This window comes from Massilia sp. Bi118, assembly GCF_918697865.1.
Taxonomy (GTDB): domain Bacteria; phylum Pseudomonadota; class Gammaproteobacteria; order Burkholderiales; family Burkholderiaceae_D; genus Telluria.
This window is the reverse complement of record NZ_CAKKMV010000022.1, coordinates 1-23,594: the sequence shown is the minus strand read 5'-3', so window position 1 is coordinate 23,594 and position 23,594 is coordinate 1. Positions and strand designations below refer to the sequence as shown.

Below are 23,594 nucleotides of genomic sequence, written 5' to 3'. Positions count from 1 at the left end.
CGGAAAAGCTGCGCGGGAATACCCGTCTTTGTGTGCAAGCTAGCTGTCTTTGATCACCTCGATAGAGCCCCCTTTCGTTCGTTGTAAGGAATAAGCGATCTCTCGCGTGCGCCGCGCCTCAAGCCAGGCGGCGGCGCCTGGCAATGCCCAGCATGCCGATCCCGCAGAGCAGCAGCAAGGCGCTGGCCGGCTCGGCCACCTGGCCGGCTTGCAGCAGCTGCTGCACCTCGGCCGCGTTGAGTGCGTTGTCGTAGACGTGGATGAAGTCGACCGCGCCGGCGGTGGCTTCGCCGCCGTTGTTATCGTCGCGGAAGAAGTTCGCGTAGTGGCCGGTGAAATCGGCGTAATGCTTGCTGTCGTTCAGCGCCACCACGAGCTTGCCGTCCTGGTAGACGTTCAGGATCGCATCCGCCGTGCGGCTCAGCGTGAGACGCACATCCTGTTTTGCGGCGATCCTGCCGGCGCTGCCGCCATAGTCGTACAAGGAGAAGGCGCTGCCGGACGCATAGAAGCCGATATCTTTCTTGAGGTCGCTGAAGTCGACGATCTTGCGCCAGTTGCCCAGCGTGTCCAGGTGGAAGACCATGTCGATGGTGTAGTCGGCGCCGAGGTCTTCGCGCAGCTGCAGGCCCTGGTTAGGCTGGAAGGCATAGCCCTGCGCCTTTAGGGAACCGCCATTCGCCACCAGGTCCGGGCCGCCCAGCTGGTCCTTCAGGCTGCCGTTCAGCTCGTACTGATGGATCAGCGTCGCATGGCTGTCGACGGCGGCGAACAGCGCGAGCACGGCCAGTACTTGGCGAAGTTTCATGTCATTTTCCCTGAGTTCTTGAAGCTGAAATCATCGGGAAACACGGTCCGGGGCCGGCCCTTTTCGTGTTTCCCCTCAGGAAAAATAGTAATTGCTGGGGCAACAAGTTCCCACCCCCATGGGTGGGGTTACCTTTTACATCCTAGAAATAGCGGGACGCAGCTGTTCCAGGAGGCCGGCCTCGGACGAGCAGCCGAATTTTTCGTAGACTGCCTTCACGCAGTCGCGCAGCACGGCGTCGCTGACTTCCATGTTCGCGCGCGCCGATTCGCGGCCGCCGCCCACGCCCATCCAGAACGCCACCTCCGCCTGCTGCGGCGACAGTTCGACCGAGCCGATCGCGCGCCAGATGCGCAGCGGCAGCGGCACCACGAACTTCATGAAGATGCCGACCGTGCGGCTGGCCGCGCCCGCATCGCCGCCCGTGTGCAGGGCCGCGGCGCCGCCCACGCTCATCCACTGGGCGCGCGCTTCGAGGATGCCGCCGCCCATCGCCAGGGTCCCCAGCGGCAGCAGCCAGGGATAGCGGTCGCCGTGCACCACCGACTCCACCAGCCGCATGCAGAAGGGCGGCACGGTGCGGCGGTCGAAAGTCTGGCGCTCCTGCGCCGCCAGCTGGTCCAGCAAAGCGCCGGCGGAGTCGCTCAGGTAGAGGATCTGGCCGTCGCCGGTGGCCAGCAGCATGGCTTCGTCTTCGATCACGCCGGCCCCGCCCGCGCCCAGCTCCGGCGCGTTGCGCAGCACGTGCGCGAAGTAGCCGGCGACGCGCTCCAGGTCTTCCTCGTCATGGCGGTCGAAGGCCGGGCCTTCTTCGCGCCACAGGACGATCTCGCCGCGCCTGCGGCCGCCGATTTCCAGCGCCGTCTCCAGCACGTGGACCGGCGGCGCGGTGGGCGCGGTGAAGTTGGCGTGGTCGCTGTAAAAGTATCCTTCGGGCGGCGGCAGCACCCGGGAAAAGACGGCGTCGTCCTCGACGGCGTCCGGCACCGGCTGCGCCGGCAGCTGCGGACGCAGCACCAGGTGGGCGGAGGCATTCGGGATGAGCTCACGCACCAGCCCGAAGGCGTCCGGGACGATCGTCATCAGGTCGAGACCCGCATAGCACAGGATGCGCAGGCGGGCCCACTGACGGCTGTTCTTTTTGCGGGACATGGGCGAATACTGATTGGTTGGCAATTAATTGTCAACAAATCACTGCTACGCAAACTCGTCGTTCCCGTGAAAACGGGAACCCATGCTGAGTGACAGGATTCGATATGTGTGATGCGCCCGTTTGTCATCGACATTCCGACTTCGGAGCTTCAGCATGGGTTCCCGCCTTCGCGGGAAGTCGGGGCGGTCAATGACCGGCACGACGGTGAAGGCGCGCGGACGACGGTAAAGGCGCGGGAACGACGGTTAGTGCGCCGGCGCCACAGGAGATCCCGCCCGCGCCAGAATCTGCGCCAGCTTCGCAATATCGACCGGCTTGACCAGGTGATGATCGAAGCCGGCCTGGCGCGACAGCTCGCGGTCGCGCTCCTGGCCGTAGCCGGTCAGCGCCACGAACACCGCCCCCGCGTGGACGGGCTGGCGGCGCAGGCGGCGCGCCAGTTCGTAGCCGGTCATGTCGGGCAGGCCGATGTCGAGGATGAAGACTTCGGTGCTCTCGGCTTCCCGCGCGCGCAGCGTGGTCGAGGCGTCCTCGTAGACCTGCACCGTGTGGCCGTGGGCGCGCAGCAGCACCGCCAGCGACTGGCCGGCGTCAAGATTGTCGTCGACGATGGTGACCAGCAGCGGCCGGGTCTCGGCGGCCAGCTGGGCGCGCGGCGTCTCGCCGGCCTGCGCCTGGGCGAGCGGCAGCGTGACCGTCATCGTGGTGCCCTGCTGCGGGCCGTCGCTGTGCGCGGATACGCTGCCTTCGTGCATGCGCACGATGCTCTTCACCAGCGCCAGGCCGATCCCGAGCCCACCCTGCGAACGGTCGGGCGCGCGGTCGGCCTGGGTGAAGAGGTCGAAGATATGCGGCAGCAGCTGGGCGTCGATGCCGCTGCCGTTGTCGCGCACGCTCACCGCGCTGGCCGCGCCGTCGCGGGTCACGGACAGGGTGATCCGGCCGCCGGCCGGCGTGTACTTGGCCGAGTTGTTGAGCAGGTTGACCAGCACCTGGATCAGGCGCGTGCGGTCGCCTTCGACCGGCACCTGGTCGCGCGGCAGGTCGACCGTCAGCGTGTGGCGGCGCTCCTCGATGTGCGGGCGGGCCTGTTCGACGGCTGCCATCGCGACCTTGTTCAGGTCCAGCACCTCGGTCTCCAGCTTGATCAGGCCGCGGGTGACGCGCGAGACGTCGAGCAGGTCGTCGACCAGCTCCGTCATGTGGCGCACCTGGCGCGAAATGATGTTGCTGGCTTTGAGACGCAAGCCCTCGTTCACCTCGGGCAGGCGCAGCAGCTGGGCCGCGCTGGTGATCGGCGCCAGGGGATTCCTCAGCTCGTGCGCCAGCATCGCCAGGAATTCGTCCTTCATCTTGTTGTGGCGCTCGGCCTCGGCGCGCGCGGCGCGTTCGCTGGCCAGCAGGCTCTCGCGCTCCTGCGCCGCCTTCTGCGCCATGTCGTACAGGCGCGCATTGTCGATCGCGATCGCGGCCTGGCCGGCAAAGGTGCCGATCAGCTCCTCGGTGCGGGCGCTGAACATGCCCGGGGTCGAATGGCCGAAGAACAGGCCGCCGATCACCTCGCCTGAACGCGACACCACCGACGCCGCCAGGTAGCTGCGCACCGGCAGGTGGCCGGGCGGCATGCCGTGGTGCGGCGCCATCGAGCCGTAGCGCGGATCTTTCGTGATGTCGTCGCTGCGGATCGGCGCGCTGCCGCGGAAGGTCGGGCCGAACACCTTGGTGGCGCGCGGCTGGCCGAAGTTCTGGAAGGCTTCGCGCGGCGCCCCGCTCAAGGTGTACAACAGGTAGGCGTCGCCGTTGCCGTTGGTGTGGTTGTAGAAGAAGGAGCCGAATTCGGCGCCGGTCAGCTGGGTCGCGGCGTCGGTGATCGCCTGCACCAGAGGCTCGAGATCGAGGGTCGAAGCCAGCTGCTCGGTGGCGTGCTTCATCAGCTCCAGGATGCGGGTCTCGTCGCGCAGCGCCTGCTCGGCGCGGATGCGGCGCAAGGCCTCCCAACTGCGGCGCGTGCTGTCTTCCAGCAGCTGCACTTCGGCGGTTTCCCAGCGTTGCGCGGCGGGCGCGTGCAGCGCCATCACGGCTTCCAGGCGATCGGCGTCCATCAGCGGCACCACCAGGCCGGAGACGATGCCCTGCGCCAGCCAGGCGCCGGCGCCTGGAATGTCCGCTTCCTGTTCGACGTCCGGCACGCACACGGTCTCGCCGCGCAGCAGCTGGGCGCCGCGGCCGAAGGCCAGCATCTCGAGCGGCAGCACGCGTCCCGGTTCGCCGTCCGGCGCCCCCTGGCGCCACTGTTCGCGGATCACGGCCGCCTGGGCCGCGTGGTCGACCGTCGCATAGATCGCCAGCGCGCCGGCGGCATATTCGCTGACGTGGCGGCCGACGGCGTGCATCAGCGCTTCGGCGTCGGTCTCGCGGCGCAGGATCTCGGTCAGCGTAACCTGTAATGCGTTGCGGCGCTCCGCCATCACCTTGCCGGTAGTTTCGACGAAGGTAACCAGCACACCTTCGACCTTGCGCTGTTCGCTATAAACAGGACTGTACGAATAATTGAACCAGCAGGTCTCGAAGTAGCCGTAGCGATTGATGGTCAGGGCCAGATTATCCGAGCCGACCGGTTCGCCGCGCTTGACGCCGTCCCACATCGGGCCGATCACTGGCCAGATCTCGGGCCAGGTAGCACGCGCATCGCCGCCCAGCGCACCCTCGATTTTTTCACCGAGGATGGGGACATAGGCATCGTTGAAGAACTGGGTATAGCTGTCGCCCCAGGCCAGGTACATGGGCAGCTGGCAGTCGAGCAGCGTGCGCACCGCGAGCTTGAGGCTGAACGGCCAGGACGCGACCGGCCCGACGGCGGTGTTCTCCCAAGGATGGCGCTGCATCAGCAGCTCCATCTCGCTCAGTTTCTGCAGCGGGGTGTCTCCGGAGGTGGCGGGATCGAATGGCCAGGGCATAGTGCTCATTAACAGGACTGAGCCGGACAGTCGGCTCAGCTGCCCATCATAGCAGGCATTGTTAAATTAATGCATGCATCTGTTGCATCATTTTTACATTGCGCCCCTATTGGATCACCCCGCAGGCAATGCGCTCGCCCCCGCCGCCGAGCGGCGCCGGCTTGTCGGCGTAATTGTCGCCCCCGGCGTGGATCATCAGCGCCTTGCCCTTGACGTCGGCCAGGGTCTTGAGCCGCGGCGCCGTCACCGGCACGGTGGCGCGGCCGTCGCCGCCCACCACCAGCGGCGGCAGGTCGCCCAGGTGGCCGTTGCCGGTGGGCCCGAGGTGCTGCTTGCTGCCGGCCGGGTCGTAGTGGCTGCCGGCGGCACCCGCCGCCACCTTCTTCCCATCCTTTTCATTCGCGCCGCAGCTGCCGTTCTCGTGCACGTGATAGCCGTGCGGGCCGGCGGGCAGGCCGCTCAGGTTCGGCGTGAACACCAGGCCCTTGTCGGACTCCGAGATCATCACCGTGCCGATCATCTTGCCGGTGCCGGCGGGGGTCACCAGGGTCATCGGCGCCTGCAGCTTGTTGCCGGGCTGGGCGGCCTGGGTGGGAGTCTGGGCGCCGGCGGCGCTTGCTGCTGCGAGCGCGGCTGCGGCGAGGGTGCTGGCCAGCAGGGCGGCTTTGGTGTTCGTGTTCATACCGTCTCCTTTCAGGGTTTGGATGAGGAAGCGGAGACAGTGTATGTCAAGGATATGGACAAGGGCGGACGCTAGACATGCTTGTAATAGAAGCTCGTCGCACACAAGGCCCCATCCGGCATGCAGGCATAATCCGGCACCACGCCCACCCGCTGCCAGCCCAGGCGCTCGTACAGCCGTTCGGCGGTGGGGCTGGCCGTATCCAGCACCAGCACCCGCCTGCCCTGCCCGCGCGCCGCTTCCTCCACCGATTCCATCAGGGCCCGGGCTATCCCCGCGCCGCGCGCGCGCCGGTGCACCAGCAGCTTGGCGACGTCCGCGCGGTGCGGCTGGTTTTCGGGCATGTCGGTGATCAGCTGGACCGTGCCGGCGATGCCTTCCCCGTCTTCGGCGACCAGCAGGGTGCGCTCGCCGCGCGCGACGCCATCGGCCACCTTGCGCCAGAAATCGACGGCCGTCTCGCGTGCCATCGGCAGCATGAAGCTCACCGAGGCGCCGCCCTCGACGCAATCGAGCAGTACGTCGGCCAGTTGCGAGATACACGCATGCGCTTCCTCGCCCGCCAGCGTACGCACGCTCAGGCCGGTGTTCATGCTTCCCTCCTCGGCGCCCTGTGCGCCTGCGTGACCAGCGAGACCAGATAGCGCGCCGGTTTGCCGGTCGGGTTGTGGTAGGCGATCGGCTGGTCGAGCCGCATCGCCAGGCAGTCGCCGGTCTCCAGCGTCCATTGCGTGTCGCCGACGCTGACTTCCATCCTGCCCTCGATGATCCAGACCTGCTGGTGGACGTCGACGTCGCGGGTGCTGGTTTCATAGGCCACGCGCTGCCCCGCCGGGAAGTTCACTTCGACCAGCTGGTTCGGTGAGTAGATGGCCGGCGACAGGTTGCGGCGCACGTAGCCGGAAGCGGGATCGGTCCACACCGGCTGGTCTTGCACACGCGCGACCGGCGACGGCGCATCCTCGGCCGGCTTCTCGAACAGCGAAGCGACCGTGACGCCAAGCGCGGCGCTGAGCTTGTCCAGCACGGTGGCGGTGGCGCTGCTCTCGCCGCGTTCGATCAGCGAAATATTCGATTTGCTGACGCCGCTGCGTTCGGCAAGCAGCGCGAGCGAGAGGCCCTGGGCGTCGCGCAGTTCGCGCAGGCGCTGGGCGATGCGTTGGTTGATGTCCATGCCATCCAGTATAGTGGATATTAATATCCTGTAAACTGGATTTTATTGGATCAGCAGCCTTGTTCGCTCAAGACCTGTTGGGTGGAGAGAACGCGGGCGTATTCATCGTCCAGGTTGGCCAGCGCCATCAGATGCACCTCCTCGGCGCTGCGCAAGGTTCCGCCGAAGTCCTGCTTCTCGAACGTGAAGCAGGCATCCGCTACCACCACCGTCTCGAAGCCCAGGTTGCCGGCCGTGCGTGCGCTCGCCTCGACCGAGTTGTTGGTGCTGACCCCGGCGATCACCAGGCGCCGGATGCCGCGCGCGTGCAGCCAATGTTCGAGACCGGTGTTGATGAAGACGTCCGGCACATTTTTTTCGACGACGTGTTCGTGCGCCAGCGGCATGAAACGCGCCTGGAACTCGACGCCCTCCTGGCCGGGCGCGAACACGGACGATGGCGAGCGGCTGATGTGGCGCACGCTGACCACCGGCTGCCCCGCCTCGCGCCAGGCCGCGTGCAGGCGGGCGATGTTGTCCTCGGCGTCCGGGTTGTTCCTGGGCGGCAGGCTGGCGCTGCGCATGCCCTTTTGCATGTCGATGATGATCAGTGCGGTCGGTGTCATAAAAAAACCGGCCCCTTGCGAGGCCGGCAAAAGCTCAAGACGACTTCCGATCGTTCAGATCAGAAGGTGTAACGTGCGCCCAGGTACAGGCGGCGCGGTTGGACCCAGTCGGTGCCTTCGCCAAACTTGAAGGCGGCGCTGCCGGCGACCAGGGACTGCACGGCGGTGACCGACTGCTTGTCGAGCAGGTTGAAGATGTCGACGAAGAACTCGATCTTCTGGCTGGCGGTCAGCTTGTAGATGTACTTCGCGCGGACGTCGAGGGTGTAGTACGACGGCGCGGTCTGGCTGCCGATGGCGCCCGGCAGGATCCAGGTGTCGACAACGCCGCCGTTCAGGTACGCATCGCCCATTTCCGGCAGGTTGCGGCTGGAGCTGCCGAAGGTACGGCTGTACAGGGAGCCGCTGTTCCAGTTGAACACACCGCTCAGCTCGAGGCCATTGTCGAAGAAGTAGGCGCCGTACGCCTTGGCCTGGTGCTTGATGTTGCCAGGCTGGGGGCCGTAGGCATTCGGTGCGCGCGGATCCAGTGCGATCCAGTCGCCCTGGAAGTCGGCGTTACTGTCCGAGTTGGTATTGCCCTTGGCATCGTTGTAGGTGTACGAGCCGCCTGCCATCCAGTTGTCGCGCTTCGCCTTGCTGAAGCTGAGTTCGATGCCCTGGTAGTCGCGCTTGCCGCCTGCGAGGGTGCCGAGGACGTAGTTCGAATTCGGCTTCGACGAGTAGCCGAAGTACGAATACGGCAGGTAGTAGGCGGAGCCCGGCGCCGCAGCACCTTCAGGCGCGGTGGCGATGGTCAGGGTCGGGTCCGAGTACAGGCCCAGGTCGTAGTCTTCCAGCACGTCGCGGGTACGGCGCTTGGTGTAGGTAGCCGATACGGTCCAGTCCTTGCCGATGTTCATCGCATAGCCGAGCATGAACTCGTCGGTGTGCGGCGTCTTGGTCGACGGCGAGAACAGTGCATCCGGGGTCTTGTCGCCGCCACGGGTGCGGAAGGTCAGCCATTTGTCGCCGAGGGCGATCTGCTCTTCCAGCACCGGACCGGACAGGTTGCCTGCGAAGTCGGACATGTTGGTGCGGATCGGGTCGTAGTAGCGGCCCAGGAAGCCCCAGACCTTGCTGCGGCCATCGCCAACCGGGTCGTACACCACGCTCAGGCGCGGCGCCAGTTCCCATTTGAACTTGGCGGATTGTGCGCCTTTCGAATCCTTATGCACCCACTCTTCGGCACGGACGCCGGCATTCACGGTCAGCTGCTTCAGCGTCCAGGTATCCTGGAGGTAGGCCGCCTTGCCGGTGGCTTTCACCACGTAGGGCGCTGCCTGCGCTTCGCGGCTGCGGTAGGTGTTCACCTGCCCGCCCGGGTTGGCGGCCGTGCTGTTGAACTGGTAGGCGCGGATCTCCGGATCGGTAACCGCGCCATCCTTGTTGGTGTCGAGCAGGTTGGTGAAATAGGCCTTGTCCGGGCTGCCGTTGATGGCCGTGATGATACGCGGAATATCGACAGCGCTGATCGGTTTCGAACCGGTCCAGCCGCCGCCGATGAACTGGGTAAACGTGACGCCGGCATTGCCCGATGCGATCGAGGTGTAGGTCGCCTTTTCCGGGCCGCTGACGCGGGAGTCGCGGAAATACTCGTTTTCCGACTTCAGGAAGCCGGCCTTGAAGGTATGGGTACCGGCCGAGGCGGTCTCGAGGAAATACTCGCCGCTGGCGCCGATTTCGTCACGGTTACGCGTCGAGACGACGTCCGAGCCGGCGCCGCCCAGGCTGCTCTGTGCGATGCTCAGTGCAGGAATGCGAATTGCGCACGCAGCGCCCGCGCAATAAACGACGTTGTTGAGCGTCGATTTGTCGGCCGCAAAATTCGACACTTCACTTTCGTGGCGGAACGCGTACGCATTCAGGCGCAGGTTCTCCATGTCGCGCGAGTACTCGACCTTGTAGTTGTCGCCGCCCTGCTTTGTGCTGCGGTCGCGGTTGTTCAGCGTCGACGGCGTGGTCGAACCGCTGATGGTGGTCGGGTCATTGAAGAAGGACGCCGTGATGCGGTCGTTGTCGGTCGGCTGCCAGGTGAGCTTGAGGAAGCCCAGCTTGTCGTCGCGCTTGACCGTGCGCAGGAATTCGCCGGTGTCCGACTGGACCACGTCGGTGTCGCGGCCCTTCTTCTGGAACGAACCGAAGAACCACAGCTGGTCCTTGATGATCGGGCCGCCGAGGGTGACCGCGGAATCGTAGGTCGAGAAGGCGGAGGCGGTGTTGTGCTTGTTGTCGGCAACCAGCTTGTCATTCTGGAAGTAGTAGTTGACGGAGCCGTGGAACTCGTTACCGCCCGACTTGGTGATCACCTTCGACACCAGGCCCGTACCACCGGCGTACTCGGCCGGGATGCCGCCGGTCAGGATCTGCTGCTCCTGGATGATCTCGGAGTTGATGTTCGAACCGAAGGTACCGGTATTCGAGTCGGTGACATCGACGCCGTCGAGGATGTAGACGTTGTCGGTCGAGGTGCCGGTGGCGCCGCCGATGTCCGAGTAGTTGACGCCGGATTTCGAGGCAGGATTGCCGCCTGCGGAAGGCTTCACGCCCGGCACCAGCTGCAGATAGCTCTGGTAGCTGCGGCCGGTCGGCAGCGCTTCCACGGTGGCCAGGTTCAGGATGGTGCCGACGGTGGCGGAGGTCGTATCGACCTGCACCACGCGCGAGCCGGTCACGACCACACGCTGGCCTTCGCCGCCGCCGCTTGCGAGGGAGTAGGTCACACTGGGGTTGGCGCCGCTGACCACCGAGACGTCAGTCGCGTTGAAGGTCGAGAAGCCGGGGGCCACCACTTCGATCTTGTAGTCGGTTGCCGGGTCCAGGCCCGCAACGCGGACCGAGCCGTCGGCTTCGGTGACGACAGTCTTGGTCACCAGGCTGCTCGGCGAGCTGATCTTCACGGTCGCACCGGCCACCGGCTTGCCTTGTGGGCTGACGATGGAAATACGCAGGCCGCCGGTCTCGGCAGCCCACGCAGCGCCCATGAAGCACATGCCGATTGCGACCGACACGGCAGACCGGCGCAGCGCGGTCATCTTCGACGTTTGTTTTACTGTGTGCAAAGTATCTCTCCCTTGAATCTTGAATGTGTTTTTTTTGAATCAGAGCGATGCGACAAGCGAACAACGAACTCACAAGCCTTCCAGGCAAACCCATGCGTTTCTTTACAACTCTTTACAGATGAAAAAAACCGTATCGGAACTTGCTTTCTTTTCCATTAGGAAAGCTCAGCTGGCAATAAGAACATTCATAGCAATATTGTGTCAAATGCAATAATTAGTGAGAGTTGCATACATACAACGTATGCATGAGATATGCACAACATATGCATATCGAATTGACGAGACGAAAAAAAACGGCACCCGAAGGTGCCGTTCTCATCAGCCGTTTTCAGCGGCTAAAAGCTGAAGCTCAAGCGAAGATTACTCGCCGTCGCCGTGGTGCTGTTCCAGCGAAGCCGCAGCGTTCTGCTGGTCTTCCATGGCCTGCAGCTCGGCAGCCATGTTGGCCTTTTCCTGCTGCAGCAGCGCCTGGCGCTCTTCCGCTTCCCACGCTTCTTTCTCTTTGCGTGCGCGGTGGAAGGCCAGACCGGTACCGCCAGGGATCAGGCGGCCGACGATGACGTTTTCCTTCAGGCCGCGCAGACCGTCGCGCTTGCCCATGATCGCCGCTTCGGTCAGCACGCGGGTGGTTTCCTGGAACGATGCGGCCGAGATGAACGAGTCGGTCGACAGCGATGCCTTGGTAATACCCAGCAGCACGTTTTCGTAGGTTGCCGGCAGCTTGTTCGCTGCGTTGACGCGGTCGTTCTCTTCCAGCAGTTCCGAACGCTCGACCTGTTCGCCGACGATGTAGTCGGTGTCGCCGGCTTCGACGATCTGGACACGGCGCAGCATCTGGCGAACGATCACCTCGATGTGCTTGTCGTTGATCTTCACGCCCTGCAGACGGTACACGTCCTGCACTTCGTCGACGATGTAGCGGGCCAGCGCTTCGATACCCAGCAGGCGCAGGATGTCTTGCGGATCGGCCGGGCCGTCCACGATCATCTCGCCCTTGTTCACCACCTGGCCGTCGTGCACCAGCACTTGCTTGTCCTTGGTAATCAGGAACTCGTGCTTGTTGCCGTCCATGTCGGTGATTTCCAGGCGCTGCTTGCCCTTGGTTTCCTTACCGAAGGCGACCGTACCGGTGACTTCCGCCAGCATGCCGGCATCTTTCGGCGAACGGGCTTCGAACAGCTCGGCAACGCGCGGCAGACCACCGGTAATGTCACGGGTCTTCTGCGACTCGGTCGGGATACGTGCAAGCACTTCACCCACCGATGCCTGCTGGCCGTCCTTCACCATGATCAGCGCGCCGACCTGGAAGCCGATCGTCACGGCGTGCTCGGTGCCGGCGATCTTGACTTCCTGGCCCTCTTCGTTCAGCAGCTTGACCTGCGGACGCAGGGTCTTGCCCGAACCGCGGCGCTTCGGATCGATCGCCACCAGGGTCGACAGGCCGGTCACTTCGTCCACCTGGCGAGCGACGGTGACGCCCTCTTCCACGTTTTCGAACTTGATCGTGCCGCCGTATTCCGTGATGATCGGACGGGTCAGCGGATCCCAGGTTGCCAGTGCGACGCCGGCTTTCACCACCATGCCGTCGTGGACGGTCAGGGTCGCGCCGTACGGCACCTTGTGACGCTCGCGCTCACGGCCGTGGTCGTCGGTGATCAGCACTTCGCCCGAACGGGAAATGACGATCTGCGCGCCCTTGCCGTTGGTGACGTAACGCATGGTCGCGGTGAAGCGGACCGTACCGTTCGACTTGGCTTCGACCGACGATGCCACCGCTGCACGCGATGCCGCACCACCGATGTGGAAGGTACGCATGGTCAGCTGGGTACCTGGCTCACCGATCGACTGCGCAGCGACCACACCGACCGCTTCGCCGCTGTTCACCAGCATGCCGCGGCCCAGGTCACGGCCGTAGCACTTCGCGCACAGGCCATAACGGGTGTCGCAGTTCAGCGGGGTGCGGACCTTGACTTCGTCGATACCGACGCGCTCGATCTCTTCCACCATGTCTTCGTCCAACAGGGTGCCGGCTTCGAACAGGGTCTCTTGCGTTTCCGGATTGACGATGTCGGTACCTGCCACACGGCCGAGGATACGGTCGCGCAGCGGCTCGATGACTTCACCGCCTTCGACCATCGCCTTCATGTGCGTGCCGTTGGTGGTGCCGCAATCGTCCTCGATCACCACCAGATCCTGGGTCACGTCGACCAGGCGGCGGGTCAGGTAACCCGAGTTCGCGGTCTTCAGCGCGGTGTCGGCCAGACCCTTACGGGCGCCGTGCGTCGAAATGAAGTACTGCAGAACGTTCAGGCCTTCGCGGAAGTTCGCGGTAATCGGCGTTTCGATAATCGAACCGTCCGGCTTCGCCATCAGGCCTCGCATACCGGCCAGCTGGCGGATCTGGGCTGCCGAACCACGGGCGCCCGAGTCGGCCATCATGTAAATCGCGTTGAACGATTCCTGGGTGCCTTCGGTGCCGTCACGCTTGGTGACCGGTTCCACTTTCAGCTGGTCCATCATCGCCTTGCCGACTTCGTCCGAGGTCTTGCCCCAGATGTCGACGACCTTGTTGTAACGCTCGCCGGCGGTGACCAGACCCGAAGCGTACTGCTGCTCGATCTGCTTCACTTCCGCTTCGGCGGTCGCGATCATCGACTTCTTGACGTCCGGGATCAGCATGTCGTCCACGGCGATCGAGATACCGGCGCGGGTCGCCAGGCGGAAGCCCGACTGCATCAGCTTGTCGGCAAACACGACGGTCGCACGCAGGCCGCACTTGCGGAACGAGGTGTTGATCAGCTTCGAGATTTCCTTCTTCTTCAGCGCGCGGTTCAGCACCGAGAACGGCAGGCCTTTCGGCAGGATCTCGGACAGGATCGCACGGCCGACCGTGGTCTCGTAGCGGGTCAGGGTCTGGTCGAAGCCGCCCTGCTCGTTCTTCGGGAACTCGACGATACGCACGGTGATGCGGGTCGCCAGTTCGACTTCCTTGTTGTCGTACGCGCGGATGACTTCCGACACGTCCGGGAACAGCATGCCTTCGCCCTTGGCGTTGATCGCTTCGCGGGTCGCGTAGTACAGACCCAGCACGATATCCTGCGACGGGACGATCGACGGCTCGCCGTTCGACGGGAACAGGATGTTGTTCGAAGCCAGCATCAGGGTGCGGGCTTCCATCTGTGCTTCGATCGACAGCGGGACGTGGACTGCCATCTGGTCACCGTCGAAGTCGGCGTTGAACGCCGCGCAGACCAGCGGGTGCAGCTGGATTGCCTTACCTTCGATCAGCACCGGCTCGAACGCCTGGATACCCAGACGGTGCAGGGTCGGCGCACGGTTCAGCATGACCGGGTGCTCTTTGATGACCTCTTCCAGGATGTCCCAGACCACCGGTTCCTGCTGTTCGACCAGCTTCTTCGCCGCCTTGATCGTGGTGGCCAGGCCCATCAACTCCAGCTTGTTGAAGATGAAGGGCTTGAACAGTTCGAGGGCCATCAGCTTCGGCAGGCCGCACTGGTGCAGTTTCAGCTGCGGACCCACCACGATGACCGAACGGCCCGAGTAGTCGACGCGCTTGCCCAGCAGGTTCTGACGGAAACGGCCGCCCTTACCCTTGATCATTTCAGCCAGCGACTTCAGCGGACGCTTGTTGGCGCCGGTCATCGCTTTGCCGCGACGGCCGTTGTCCAGCAGCGAGTCCACTGCTTCCTGCAGCATGCGCTTCTCGTTACGCGTAATGATTTCCGGCGCGCGCAGTTCCATCAGGCGCTTCAGGCGGTTATTACGGTTGATGACGCGGCGGTACAGGTCGTTCAGGTCGGAGGTCGCGAAACGGCCGCCATCCAGCGGGACGAGCGGACGCAGCTCCGGCGGCAGGACCGGGAGCACTTCCATGATCATCCAGTCAGGCTTGATGCCCGAACGCTGGAACGCCTCGAGCACTTTCAGGCGCTTGGCGTATTTCTTGATCTTCGCTTCCGACTTCGACTCTTTCAGTTCGACGCGCAGCGCTTCGGCTTCGCGGTCGATGTCGATCGAGCGCAGCAGTTCACGGATGCCTTCGGCGCCCATGAATGCGGTGAAGTCGTCGCCGTACTCTTCGTACTTGGCGGCGTAGTCGTCTTCCGACATGATCTGGCACTTCTTCAGCGGCGTCATGCCCGGATCGGTCACGACATATGCTTCGAAGTACAGAACGCGTTCGATATCGCGCAGGGTCATGTCCAGGACCATGCCCAGACGCGACGGCAGCGATTTCAGGAACCAGATGTGGGCGACCGGCGAGGCCAGCTCGATGTGGCCCATGCGCTCACGGCGCACTTTGGCCAGGGTGACTTCGACGCCGCACTTTTCGCAGATCACGCCGCGGTGCTTCAGGCGCTTGTACTTGCCGCACAGGCATTCGTAGTCCTTGATCGGGCCAAAGATCTTGGCGCAGAACAGGCCGTCACGCTCCGGCTTGAAGGTACGGTAGTTGATGGTCTCCGGCTTCTTGACTTCGCCGTAGGACCACGAACGGATTTTCTCGGGCGACGCCAGGCCAATCTTGATGGCGTCGAAGCTCTCGTTTTGCTGAACTTGCTTGAATAGATCGAGCAGTGCTTTCATTTATCACTCCGGGTGATTGAATTCTTTACGTACTACTGCCGCTGCCTCTCCGTCGCCCCCGCGAAGGCGGGGGTCCAAGTTCGCGGCATATCGCCAAACTTGGGTCCCCGCCTGCGCGGGGACGACGGCTCATAGGGCGGCGGTTCGCCCTGGTGTTAGCTGCGCTCGAGATCGATGTCGATACCCAGCGAACGAATCTCTTTCACCAGCACGTTGAACGATTCCGGCATACCTGCGTCGATCACGTGGTCGCCCTTGACCAGGTTCTCGTACACCTTGGTACGGCCGTTCACGTCGTCCGACTTCACGGTCAGCATTTCCTGCAGCACGTACGAGGCGCCGTAGGCTTCCAGTGCCCACACCTCCATCTCACCGAAGCGCTGGCCGCCGAACTGGGCTTTACCACCCAGCGGCTGCTGCGTCACCAGCGAGTACGGGCCGGTCGAACGGGCATGCATCTTGTCGTCGACCAGGTGGTGCAGCTTCAGCATGTGCATGAAGCCGACGGTGACCTTGCGCTCGAACGCTTCGCCGGTGCGGCCGTCGTACATCGTGACCTGGTTCTTCGACGGGGTCATGCCCAGGTGGGTCGCGATCTCGTCAGGGAAAGCCAGGTCCAGCATGCGGCGGATTTCGCTTTCGTGCGCACCGTCGAACACCGGGGTCGCGAACGGCACGCCGTTCTTGAGGTTGTTCGCCAGTTCGACGATCTCTTCGTCGCTGAAGTTGTCCAGGTCTTCCGACTTGCCGGTCTCGTTGTAGATCTTGCCCAGGAAGGCACGCAGCTGCTCGGTCTGTGCCTTGGCCTTGATCATTTCGCCGAGACGCAGGCCCAGGCCCTTCGCCGCCCAACCGAGGTGGGTTTCGAGGATCTGGCCGACGTTCATACGCGACGGCACGCCCAGCGGGTTCAGCACGACGTCGGCCGGGGTACCATCGGCCATGAACGGCATGTCTTCGACCGGCACGATACGCGAGACCACACCCTTGTTACCGTGGCGGCCTGCCATCTTGTCGCCCGACTGCAGGCGGCGCTTGACGGCCAGGTAGACCTTGACCATCTTCTGCACGCCAGGCTGCAGCTCGTCGCCTTGCGTCAGCTTCTTGCGCTTCTCTTCGAAGGCCAGGTCGAACTGGTGGCGCTTCTCGTTGATCGACTCCTTCATCGCCTCCAGTGCGTTGGCGGTTTCGTCGTCGGCCGGACGGATGTCGAACCAGTGGAACTTGTCGAGGTCAGCCAGGTATTCCTTGGTGATGACCGCGCCTTTGTTCAGCTTCTTCGGACCGCCGTTGACGGTCTTGTTGACCAGCAGGCGTTCCAGACGCTGGAAGGCGTCGCCTTCGACGATGCGCAGCTGGTCGTTCAGGTCCAGGCGGAAGCGCTTCAGCTCGTCGTCGATGATCTGCTGGGCGCGCTTGTCGCGGACGATGCCTTCACGGGTGAAGACCTGCACGTCGATCACGGTACCGACCATGCCCGACGGCACGCGCAGCGAGGTGTCCTTCACGTCGGACGCCTTTTCGCCGAAGATCGCGCGCAGCAGCTTCTCTTCCGGGGTCAGCTGGGTCTCGCCTTTCGGGGTCACCTTACCGACCAGCACGTCGCCGGCCTGCACTTCGGCGCCGATGTAGACGATGCCGGATTCATCCAGACGCGCCAGCTGGTTCTCAGCCAGGTTCGAGATGTCGCGGGTGATTTCTTCAGGGCCCAGCTTGGTGTCGCGGGCAACCACTGACAGTTCCTCGATGTGGATCGAGGTGTAGCGGTCGTCCTTGACGACGTTCTCCGAGATGAGGATCGAGTCCTCGAAGTTCAAGCCGTTCCACGGCATGAAGGCCACCAGCATGTTCTGGCCCAGTGCCAGTTCGCCCAGGTCGGTCGAGGCGCCGTCGGCGATGACGTCGCCGCGTGCCACGCGATCGCCCACTTTCACGATCGGACGCTGGTTGATGTTGGTGTTCTGGTTCGAACGGGTGTACTTGATCAGGTTGTAGATGTCCACACCGACTTCGCCGGCTTGCGCCTCGTCGTCGTTCACGCGGATCACCACGCGGCCGGCGTCGACGTAGTCGACCAGGCCGCCACGGGTTGCCTGCACGGTGGTGCCCGAGTCGACCGCCACGGTACGCTCGATGCCGGTACCGACAAACGCCTTCTCGGGACGCAGGCAGGGCACGGCCTGGCGCTGCATGTTGGCGCCCATCAGTGCACGGTTCGCGTCATCGTGCTCGAGGAACGGAATCAGCGAAGCTGCCACCGACACGACCTGGCCCGGGGCCACGTCCATGTACTGGATGCGCTCAGGCGAGACCAGGATGGTTTCGCCGGCTTCACGTGCCGACACCAGTTCGTCGACCAGCTGGCCTTCTTCGTTGATCGCGGCGTTTGCCTGGGCGATGATGTAGCGGCCTTCTTCGATCGCCGACAGGTATTCGATCTTGTCGGTGACTTTCGAACCGTCGACCTTGCGGTACGGGGTTTCCAGGAAGCCGTATTCGTTCAGGCGGGCGTACAGTGCCAGCGAGTTGATCAGGCCGATGTTCGGGCCTTCAGGCGTTTCGATCGGGCACACGCGGCCGTAGTGGGTCGGGTGCACGTCGCGGACTTCGAAGCCGGCGCGCTCGCGGGTCAGGCCGCCCGGGCCCAGTGCGGAAACACGGCGCTTGTGCGTGATTTCCGACAGCGGGTTGGTCTGGTCCATGAACTGCGACAGCTGCGACGAACCGAAGAACTCGCGGATTGCGGCCGAGATCGGCTTCGAGTTGATCAGGTCGTGCGGCATCAGGTTGTCGGCTTCGGCCTGGCCCAGGCGCTCCTTGACGGCGCGCTCGACGCGGACGAGACCGGCGCGGAACTGGTTTTCGGCCAGTTCGCCCACGCAACGCACGCGGCGGTTGCCCAGGTGGTCGATGTCGTCGACTTCGCCGCGGCCATTGCGCAGCTCGACCAGGATCTTGATCACGGCCAGGATGTCTTCGTTCGACAGGGTCATGTCGCCGGTCAGTTCGTCACGGCCGATACGGCGGTTGAACTTCATGCGGCCGACAGCCGACAGGTCGTAGCGTTCCGGGCTGTAGAACAGGCCGTTGAACAGGGCTTCCACCGACTCTTCGGTCGGCGGCTCGCCAGGACGCATCATGCGGTAGATCGCCACGCGCGCGGCGGTCTGGTCGGCGGTGTCGTCGGTGCGCAGGGTCTGCGAGATGTAGCCGCCCTGGTCCAGGTCGTTGGTGTACAGGGTCTGGATCGCCGGGATGTTGGCGTCGCGCAGCTTGCCCAGCAGCTCGTCGGTCAGCTCGTCGTTGGCGCTGGCGATGATCTCGCCGGTGTCGCCGTCGACCACGTTGGTGGCCAGCACGCGGCCGACCAGGTAGTCTTCCGGCACCGAGATATAGGTGATGCCGGCGGCGTCGATGTCACGCACATGCTTGGCGTTGATGCGCTTGTCTTTCTGCACCAGGGTCTTGCCCGACTTCGGATCGACGATGTCGAAGCGCGCGACTTCGCCGCGCAGGCGCTCGGCCACGAATTCCAGTTCCGCGCCTTCCGAACGCAGGTTGAAATTGTCGAACACGAAGAAGTTGGCGAGGATCTGCTCCGGCGTCATGCCGATGGCTTTCAGCAGGATCGTCACCGGCATCTTGCGGCGGCGGTCGACGCGGAAGAACAGGATGTCCTTCGGATCGAATTCGAAGTCCAGCCACGAGCCGCGGTAAGGAATGATACGTGCCGAGAACAGCAGCTTGCCCGAGGAGTGGGTCTTGCCGCGGTCGTGCTCGAAAAACACGCCCGGCGAGCGGTGCAGCTGCGAGACGATGACGCGCTCGGTGCCGTTGATGACGAACGAGCCATTGGCGGTCATGAGCGGCAGTTCGCCCATGTACACTTCCTGTTCCTTCATTTCCTTCACGACCGGCTTGGTCGGCGATTCCTTGTCCAGGATCACCAGGCGCACTTTCGCACGCAGCGGCGACGCGAAAGTCAGGCCGCGTTGTTGGCATTCCTTGACGTCGAAAGCGGGGTCACCCAGCACGTAAGAGAGGAATTCGAGACGCGCAAAGCCATTGTGCGACACGATCGGGAAGATTGAGGAGAAAGCCGACTGCAGGCCTTCGTTCTTGCGCACGGACGGCGCTGCGTCCGCTTGCAGGAAATTCTCGTAGGACTCCAGCTGCGTGGCCAGGAGATAAGGAACGTTGTGAACGTTGGCGCGCTTCGCGAACGACTTGCGAATGCGTTTCTTCTCAGTAAATGAGTAGTGCATGGACACTCCGTGAGTGACAGAAAGGGATGAGACTTCAGGGATTGCCAGTGGTGAGACCACCACATGCAAGCCCTCAAATCTCGCCGCGTTCGGCCAGGTAATAAGGACAGCCGTACTGCTGTGTTACGATTACTTCGGTGCTTCGGTACTGCTACTGCAGGGCTAACGCGTGTTTGTCGCAGGGACGACAAAAGAGCCAAAGCCGCATACCCCACCTTCCGGCGGGGGTCTGCAAGCTTTGACTCCGGCTTTGGGCGCCGTTGCCGGCGCCCATTGCGTATGTATTACTTGAGCTCGGCCTTGGCGCCAGCTTCTTCCAGCTTCTTCTTGGCGGCTTCAGCGTCAGCTTTCGGCAGGGCTTCCTTGACAGTCTTCGGTGCGCCGTCGACCAGGTCCTTGGCTTCTTTCAGGCCCAGACCGGTGATTTCGCGGACGGCCTTGATGACGCCGACCTTGTTCGCGCCGACTTCCGACAGCACGACGTTGAATTCGGTCTGCTCTTCAGCAGCCGGAGCAGCAGCGCCGCCGCCAGCAGCCGGTGCCGACATTGCAGCTGCCGACACGCCGAACTTCTCTTCGAAAGCCTTGACCAGGTCGTTCAGTTCCATGACCGACATTGCGCCAACTGCGTCCAGGAACTCTTCTTTGCTAATTGCCATTTGAAACTCCAAATATTTAGTGTGTGATTAGTACTTGAGCAAAAAGGCCAGGGCTTATTCAGCCGCTGCCGGTTCCGCTGCGGCTTCTGCCGGAGCTGCGGAACCTTCGCCTTTTTGTGCTGCCACGGCAGCCAGAACTCGTGCAAAGCCGGAAACCGGAGCCTGCATGACGCCCAGCAGCTGGGCGATGAGGACTTCACGGCTCGGGATGCTTGCCAGCGCGTTGACGCCAGCGACATCCAGATTCTTACCAGCGTAGTTACCACCCATGACCTTGAGCTTGTCGTTGGTCTTGGAGAAGTCGCTGATGACCTTGGCTGCTGCCACGGCGTCGTCCGAGATCGAGTAGATCAGCGGACCAACCATGGAGTCAGCCAGGGAGGCGAACTGGGTGCCTTCCACAGCGCGACGTGCCAGCGTGTTCTTCAGAACACGCAGGTACACACCCTGCGAACGAGCATTTGCACGGAGTTTCGTCAGAGCACTAACCTGGATGCCACGGTACTCGGCGACGACGATGGTTTGCGCGGTTGCTACTTTTGCGCTAACTTCTTCGACGACGACCTTTTTGTCATTCAGATTAAGACCCACGGTCAATCTCCTTAAATGATGTGAGGGACATCCCCCGCATCGGTTCGAACACGGCGTCCGAAGTTAAGAAGTACGACATAGCATCGACTACAAAACTTGTTCGGGTTCGCCATCTGCGTTGGGTGATCTATTAACCTCCTGCCTGCCTGCTGCATTCGGCCCAACGGTCTTTGATTGCCTGGCAGCTTTCACTGCCAGCCCAAAGATCCGCCTTGTGATGTTCTACAAGGACTTAATTCTTTGCGTATTGGTGGGCACAGAGTGCCCACCCTACATTCTTGCCAATTAGGCAGCCAGGGTACCCTGGTCGACACGGACGCCAGCGCCCATGGTCGACGACAGAGCGACCTTGCGCAGGTAGATACCCTTCGACGAAGCCGGCTTGGCTTTGTTCAGGGCGTCGATCAGCGCGACCAGGTTGCTCTTCAGCTGCTCGTCCGAGAAGGACTTGCGGCCGATGGTGGCGTGGATGATACCTGCCTTGTCGGTACGGTACTGGACCTGACCGGCCTTGGCGTTCTTGACGGCGGTAGCGACGTCCGGGGTCACGGTGCCGACCTTCGGGTTCGGCATCAGGCCGCGCGGGCCCAGGATCTGACCCAGGGTACCGACGATACGCATGGTGTCCGGCGAAGCGATCACGATGTCGAAAGGCATGTTGCCGGCTTTAACCATCTCAGCCAGGTCTTCCATGCCGACGATGTCGGCGCCGGCGGCTTTAGCCTGCTCGGCCTTGTCGCCCTGGGCGAACACGGCGACGCGGACGGTCTTGCCGGTACCAGCCGGCAGAACCACGGAACCGCGGACGACCTGGTCCGATTTCTTCGGATCCACGCCCAGCTGGACGGCGACGTCGATCGACTCGTCGAACTTGGCGGTCGCGAATTCCTTGATGATCGAAACGGCGTTATCGAAAGCGTAGACCTTGTTACGATCCACTTTGGCTTTCATTTCTTTGACGCGCTTGGACAGCTTAGCCATTTAGATACCCTCCACCGTGATGCCCATCGAACGTGCCGAGCCGGCGATGATGCGCACGGCAGCATCCATATCGGCAGCGGTCAGGTCCGGCTGTTTGGTTTTTGCGATTTCTTCAGCCTGGGCACGGGTCAGCGTGCCGACCTTGTCGGTATGCGGCTTCGGCGAACCCTTGGTGATGCCGGCGGCTTTCTTGATCAGGTAGGTTGCCGGCGGGGTCTTCATCTCGAAGGTGAAAGACTTGTCCGCGAAGGCGGTGATCACCACCGGAATCGGCATGCCCGGCTCGACGCCTTGGGTACGGGCGTTGAACGCCTTGCAGAATTCCATGATGTTCAGACCGCGCTGGCCAAGGGCCGGGCCGATCGGAGGGGACGGGTTTGCTTTACCAGCCGGCACTTGCAGCTTGATAAAACCGATGATTTTCTTTGCCATGATGGCTCCTAATCTCTCGATTGAGTGGTAGCGCTCCACCTGTACCACTTATCAGGCGGAGCTCCTCTTATCGGATTCCGCCTTGCTGCTGCGACGCTCCGATTCGGCGTTTTAGACTTTCTCTACCTGCCCGAACTCCAGTTCCACCGGAGTTGCGCGGCCGAAGATGGTGACAGTGACACGCACCTTCGATTTTTCGTAGTTGACTTCCTCGACGTTGCCGTTGAAGTCGGTGAACGGGCCTTCCTTGATACGCACCTGCTCGCCCACTTCGTACAGCACTTTCGGGCGGGGCTTTTCGACGCCTTCCTGCACCTGCTGCATGATCTTGTCGATTTCGCGGGCCGGGATCGGGGTCGGCTTGTTGCTCTTGCCGCCGATGAAGCCGGTGACTTTCGGCGTGTTCTTCACGAGGTGCCAGGACTCGTCGGTCATTTCCATCTCGACCAGCACATAGCCCGGGAAGAAGCGGCGCTCGGATACCGACTTGGTGCCATTCTTGACCTCGACCACTTCTTCGGTCGGGACCAGGATCTGGCCGAACTGCTCTTGCATGCCGCCGCGCTCGATGCGCTCCAGCAGGCCGCGCATGACGCTCTTTTCCATACCGGAGTAGACATGCACGACGTACCAGCGCTTGTTGCTGACCGGAGTACTCAGCGGCGCACCAGCGTCTTGTGCCGGAGCATTGCCCGGCACGTCATCTTGCTGCACGTTATCGCTCATTATTGTTTCCACCCCAGGATCACGTCGTACATCAGGAACTCAAGAATCTTATCCGTGCCCCACAGGAAAATCGCCATCACCAGCACAAAACCGAAGACCACCATGGTGATCTGGGTGGCTTCCTTGCGGGTGGGCCAAACAACCTTCTTCGTCTCACGTACGGACTCTTTGGCGAAGCCCAGGAAGTCACGACCGGTAGCGGAAGTCCACAACAGCAGGACGGCAACGACCAAACCAGCCACAAGTGCGCCTGCGCACACCAGAGCTGGTTTGTTCTGGCCTTTCAGAATGAAAAAGCCAACCACGCCTGCAATCGTAGCAACCACTGCCAGCGCTACCTTGAACTTGTCATTCGAGGTGCTGACGGTTTGCACGGATTGATTAGACATACTTAATTTACTTTCGGGTGCTAAGCACCGAATTCGGTGGCAGGGGAGGAGGGAATCGAACCCGCGACCTTCGGTTTTGGAGACCGACGCTCTGCCAATTGAGCTACTCCCCTACATAAACTTCTAGCTGAATCGAGCATTATACGCGGTGCGGTGGCACCGCGCAATACTCTGTTGTTGGGAGGAACAGAATCGTTCCTCCCGAGGGTGCTGCTTGTTACTTAGGCGATGATCTTGGCAACCACGCCGGCGCCGACGGTACGGCCGCCTTCGCGGATTGCGAAGCGCAGACCTTCTTCCATCGCGATCGGAGCGATCAGCTTGACGGTGATCGATACGTTGTCGCCCGGCATGACCATCTCTTTGTCGGCCGGCAGAACGATCGAACCGGTCACGTCGGTGGTACGGAAGTAGAACTGCGGACGGTAGTTGTTGAAGAACGGGGTGTGACGGCCACCTTCGT

Annotated in this window: 17 protein-coding genes and 1 tRNA gene; all 18 read right to left on the bottom strand. The window is 62.8% G+C overall.

Annotated features, from left to right (window positions below):
- Window positions 1-118: 118 nt before the first annotated feature.
- Window positions 119-808, bottom strand: coding sequence for a LamG-like jellyroll fold domain-containing protein (locus LQV39_RS24070; RefSeq protein WP_230029720.1), 690 nt, complete (start codon window positions 806-808; stop codon window positions 119-121).
- A 135-nt stretch (window positions 809-943) separates the two neighbouring features.
- Window positions 944-1,960 carry a hypothetical protein gene (locus LQV39_RS24065; RefSeq protein ID WP_230029719.1) on the bottom strand — a complete coding sequence of 339 codons (1,017 nt, stop codon included), beginning with the start codon at window positions 1,958-1,960 and terminating at the stop codon, window positions 944-946.
- A 246-nt stretch (window positions 1,961-2,206) separates the two neighbouring features.
- Window positions 2,207-4,918 carry an ATP-binding protein gene (locus LQV39_RS24060; RefSeq protein ID WP_230029718.1) on the bottom strand — a complete coding sequence of 904 codons (2,712 nt, stop codon included), beginning with the start codon at window positions 4,916-4,918 and terminating at the stop codon, window positions 2,207-2,209.
- Between the two features lie 106 nt (window positions 4,919-5,024).
- The gene (gene sodC / locus LQV39_RS24055; protein WP_230029717.1) at window positions 5,025-5,600 is read right to left on the bottom strand and encodes a superoxide dismutase family protein; all 576 of its coding nucleotides are present in this window, start codon (window positions 5,598-5,600) and stop codon (window positions 5,025-5,027) included.
- A gap of 71 nt (window positions 5,601-5,671) precedes the next feature.
- The gene (locus tag LQV39_RS24050; RefSeq protein ID WP_230029716.1) at window positions 5,672-6,193 is read right to left on the bottom strand and encodes a GNAT family N-acetyltransferase; all 522 of its coding nucleotides are present in this window, start codon (window positions 6,191-6,193) and stop codon (window positions 5,672-5,674) included.
- Window positions 6,190-6,774, bottom strand: coding sequence for a helix-turn-helix domain-containing protein (locus LQV39_RS24045; protein ID WP_230029715.1), 585 nt, complete (start codon window positions 6,772-6,774; stop codon window positions 6,190-6,192). Before LQV39_RS24045 ends, LQV39_RS24050 begins: the two co-directional genes overlap by 4 nt.
- Before the next feature lie 50 nt (window positions 6,775-6,824).
- The gene (locus LQV39_RS24040) at window positions 6,825-7,379 is read right to left on the bottom strand and encodes a cysteine hydrolase family protein (protein WP_230029714.1); all 555 of its coding nucleotides are present in this window, start codon (window positions 7,377-7,379) and stop codon (window positions 6,825-6,827) included.
- 59 nt (window positions 7,380-7,438) lie between these two features.
- Window positions 7,439-10,453 (bottom strand): TonB-dependent receptor, encoded by a 3,015-nt coding sequence (locus tag LQV39_RS24035; protein WP_230029713.1) that lies wholly within the window; start codon window positions 10,451-10,453, stop codon window positions 7,439-7,441.
- Between the two features lie 387 nt (window positions 10,454-10,840).
- Window positions 10,841-15,088 (bottom strand): DNA-directed RNA polymerase subunit beta', encoded by a 4,248-nt coding sequence (rpoC, locus tag LQV39_RS24030; protein WP_230029712.1) that lies wholly within the window; start codon window positions 15,086-15,088, stop codon window positions 10,841-10,843.
- Between the two features lie 155 nt (window positions 15,089-15,243).
- Window positions 15,244-19,353: a DNA-directed RNA polymerase subunit beta gene (gene rpoB, locus LQV39_RS24025; protein WP_230029711.1), complete on the bottom strand. Its 4,110-nt coding sequence runs from the start codon at window positions 19,351-19,353 to the stop codon at window positions 15,244-15,246.
- A 284-nt stretch (window positions 19,354-19,637) separates the two neighbouring features.
- Complete coding sequence (gene rplL / locus LQV39_RS24020) at window positions 19,638-20,012, bottom strand: 50S ribosomal protein L7/L12 (RefSeq protein ID WP_230029710.1); 375 nt, start codon at window positions 20,010-20,012, stop codon at window positions 19,638-19,640.
- A 54-nt stretch (window positions 20,013-20,066) separates the two neighbouring features.
- Window positions 20,067-20,603 (bottom strand): 50S ribosomal protein L10, encoded by a 537-nt coding sequence (gene rplJ / locus LQV39_RS24015; protein ID WP_230029709.1) that lies wholly within the window; start codon window positions 20,601-20,603, stop codon window positions 20,067-20,069.
- A gap of 285 nt (window positions 20,604-20,888) precedes the next feature.
- Complete coding sequence (gene rplA / locus LQV39_RS24010; protein ID WP_230029708.1) at window positions 20,889-21,584, bottom strand: 50S ribosomal protein L1; 696 nt, start codon at window positions 21,582-21,584, stop codon at window positions 20,889-20,891.
- The gene (rplK, locus tag LQV39_RS24005) at window positions 21,585-22,016 is read right to left on the bottom strand and encodes a 50S ribosomal protein L11 (RefSeq protein WP_230029707.1); all 432 of its coding nucleotides are present in this window, start codon (window positions 22,014-22,016) and stop codon (window positions 21,585-21,587) included.
- Window positions 22,017-22,127: 111 nt separating this feature from the next.
- Window positions 22,128-22,742, bottom strand: a complete 615-nt coding sequence (gene nusG, locus LQV39_RS24000) for a transcription termination/antitermination protein NusG (RefSeq protein WP_230029706.1) — start codon at window positions 22,740-22,742, stop codon at window positions 22,128-22,130.
- On the bottom strand, window positions 22,742-23,131 hold the full coding sequence (gene secE, locus LQV39_RS23995; RefSeq protein ID WP_230029705.1) for a preprotein translocase subunit SecE: 390 nt from the start codon (window positions 23,129-23,131) through the stop codon (window positions 22,742-22,744). The genes nusG and secE overlap by 1 nt, the downstream gene beginning before the upstream one ends.
- A gap of 37 nt (window positions 23,132-23,168) precedes the next feature.
- Window positions 23,169-23,244, bottom strand: a tRNA-Trp gene (locus LQV39_RS23990).
- Window positions 23,245-23,352: 108 nt separating this feature from the next.
- On the bottom strand, window positions 23,353-23,594 hold a 242-nt coding region (locus LQV39_RS23985), incomplete at its 5' end, for an elongation factor Tu (RefSeq protein WP_230023530.1).

Excerpts from the sequence above, each read along its gene's own strand:
- LQV39_RS24070 (WP_230029720.1), bottom strand. The coding sequence starts at position 808 with ATGAAACTTCGCCAAGTACTGGCCGTGCTCGCGCTGTTCGCCGCCGTC.
- rplK (WP_230029707.1), bottom strand. The coding sequence starts at position 22,016 with ATGGCAAAGAAAATCATCGGTTTTATCAAGCTGCAAGTGCCGGCTGGT.
- secE (WP_230029705.1), bottom strand. The coding sequence starts at position 23,131 with ATGTCTAATCAATCCGTGCAAACCGTCAGCACCTCGAATGACAAGTTC.
- rplA (WP_230029708.1), bottom strand. The coding sequence starts at position 21,584 with ATGGCTAAGCTGTCCAAGCGCGTCAAAGAAATGAAAGCCAAAGTGGAT.
- LQV39_RS24050 (WP_230029716.1), bottom strand. The coding sequence starts at position 6,193 with ATGAACACCGGCCTGAGCGTGCGTACGCTGGCGGGCGAGGAAGCGCAT.
- LQV39_RS24040 (WP_230029714.1), bottom strand. The coding sequence starts at position 7,379 with ATGACACCGACCGCACTGATCATCATCGACATGCAAAAGGGCATGCGC.
- rpoC (WP_230029712.1), bottom strand. The coding sequence starts at position 15,088 with ATGAAAGCACTGCTCGATCTATTCAAGCAAGTTCAGCAAAACGAGAGC.
- LQV39_RS24045 (WP_230029715.1), bottom strand. The coding sequence starts at position 6,774 with ATGGACATCAACCAACGCATCGCCCAGCGCCTGCGCGAACTGCGCGAC.
- LQV39_RS24060 (WP_230029718.1), bottom strand. The coding sequence starts at position 4,918 with ATGCCCTGGCCATTCGATCCCGCCACCTCCGGAGACACCCCGCTGCAG.
- nusG (WP_230029706.1), bottom strand. The coding sequence starts at position 22,742 with ATGAGCGATAACGTGCAGCAAGATGACGTGCCGGGCAATGCTCCGGCA.
- sodC (WP_230029717.1), bottom strand. The coding sequence starts at position 5,600 with ATGAACACGAACACCAAAGCCGCCCTGCTGGCCAGCACCCTCGCCGCA.
- rpoB (WP_230029711.1), bottom strand. The coding sequence starts at position 19,353 with ATGCACTACTCATTTACTGAGAAGAAACGCATTCGCAAGTCGTTCGCG.
- LQV39_RS24065 (WP_230029719.1), bottom strand. The coding sequence starts at position 1,960 with ATGTCCCGCAAAAAGAACAGCCGTCAGTGGGCCCGCCTGCGCATCCTG.
- rplL (WP_230029710.1), bottom strand. The coding sequence starts at position 20,012 with ATGGCAATTAGCAAAGAAGAGTTCCTGGACGCAGTTGGCGCAATGTCG.
- LQV39_RS24035 (WP_230029713.1), bottom strand. The coding sequence starts at position 10,453 with ATGACCGCGCTGCGCCGGTCTGCCGTGTCGGTCGCAATCGGCATGTGC.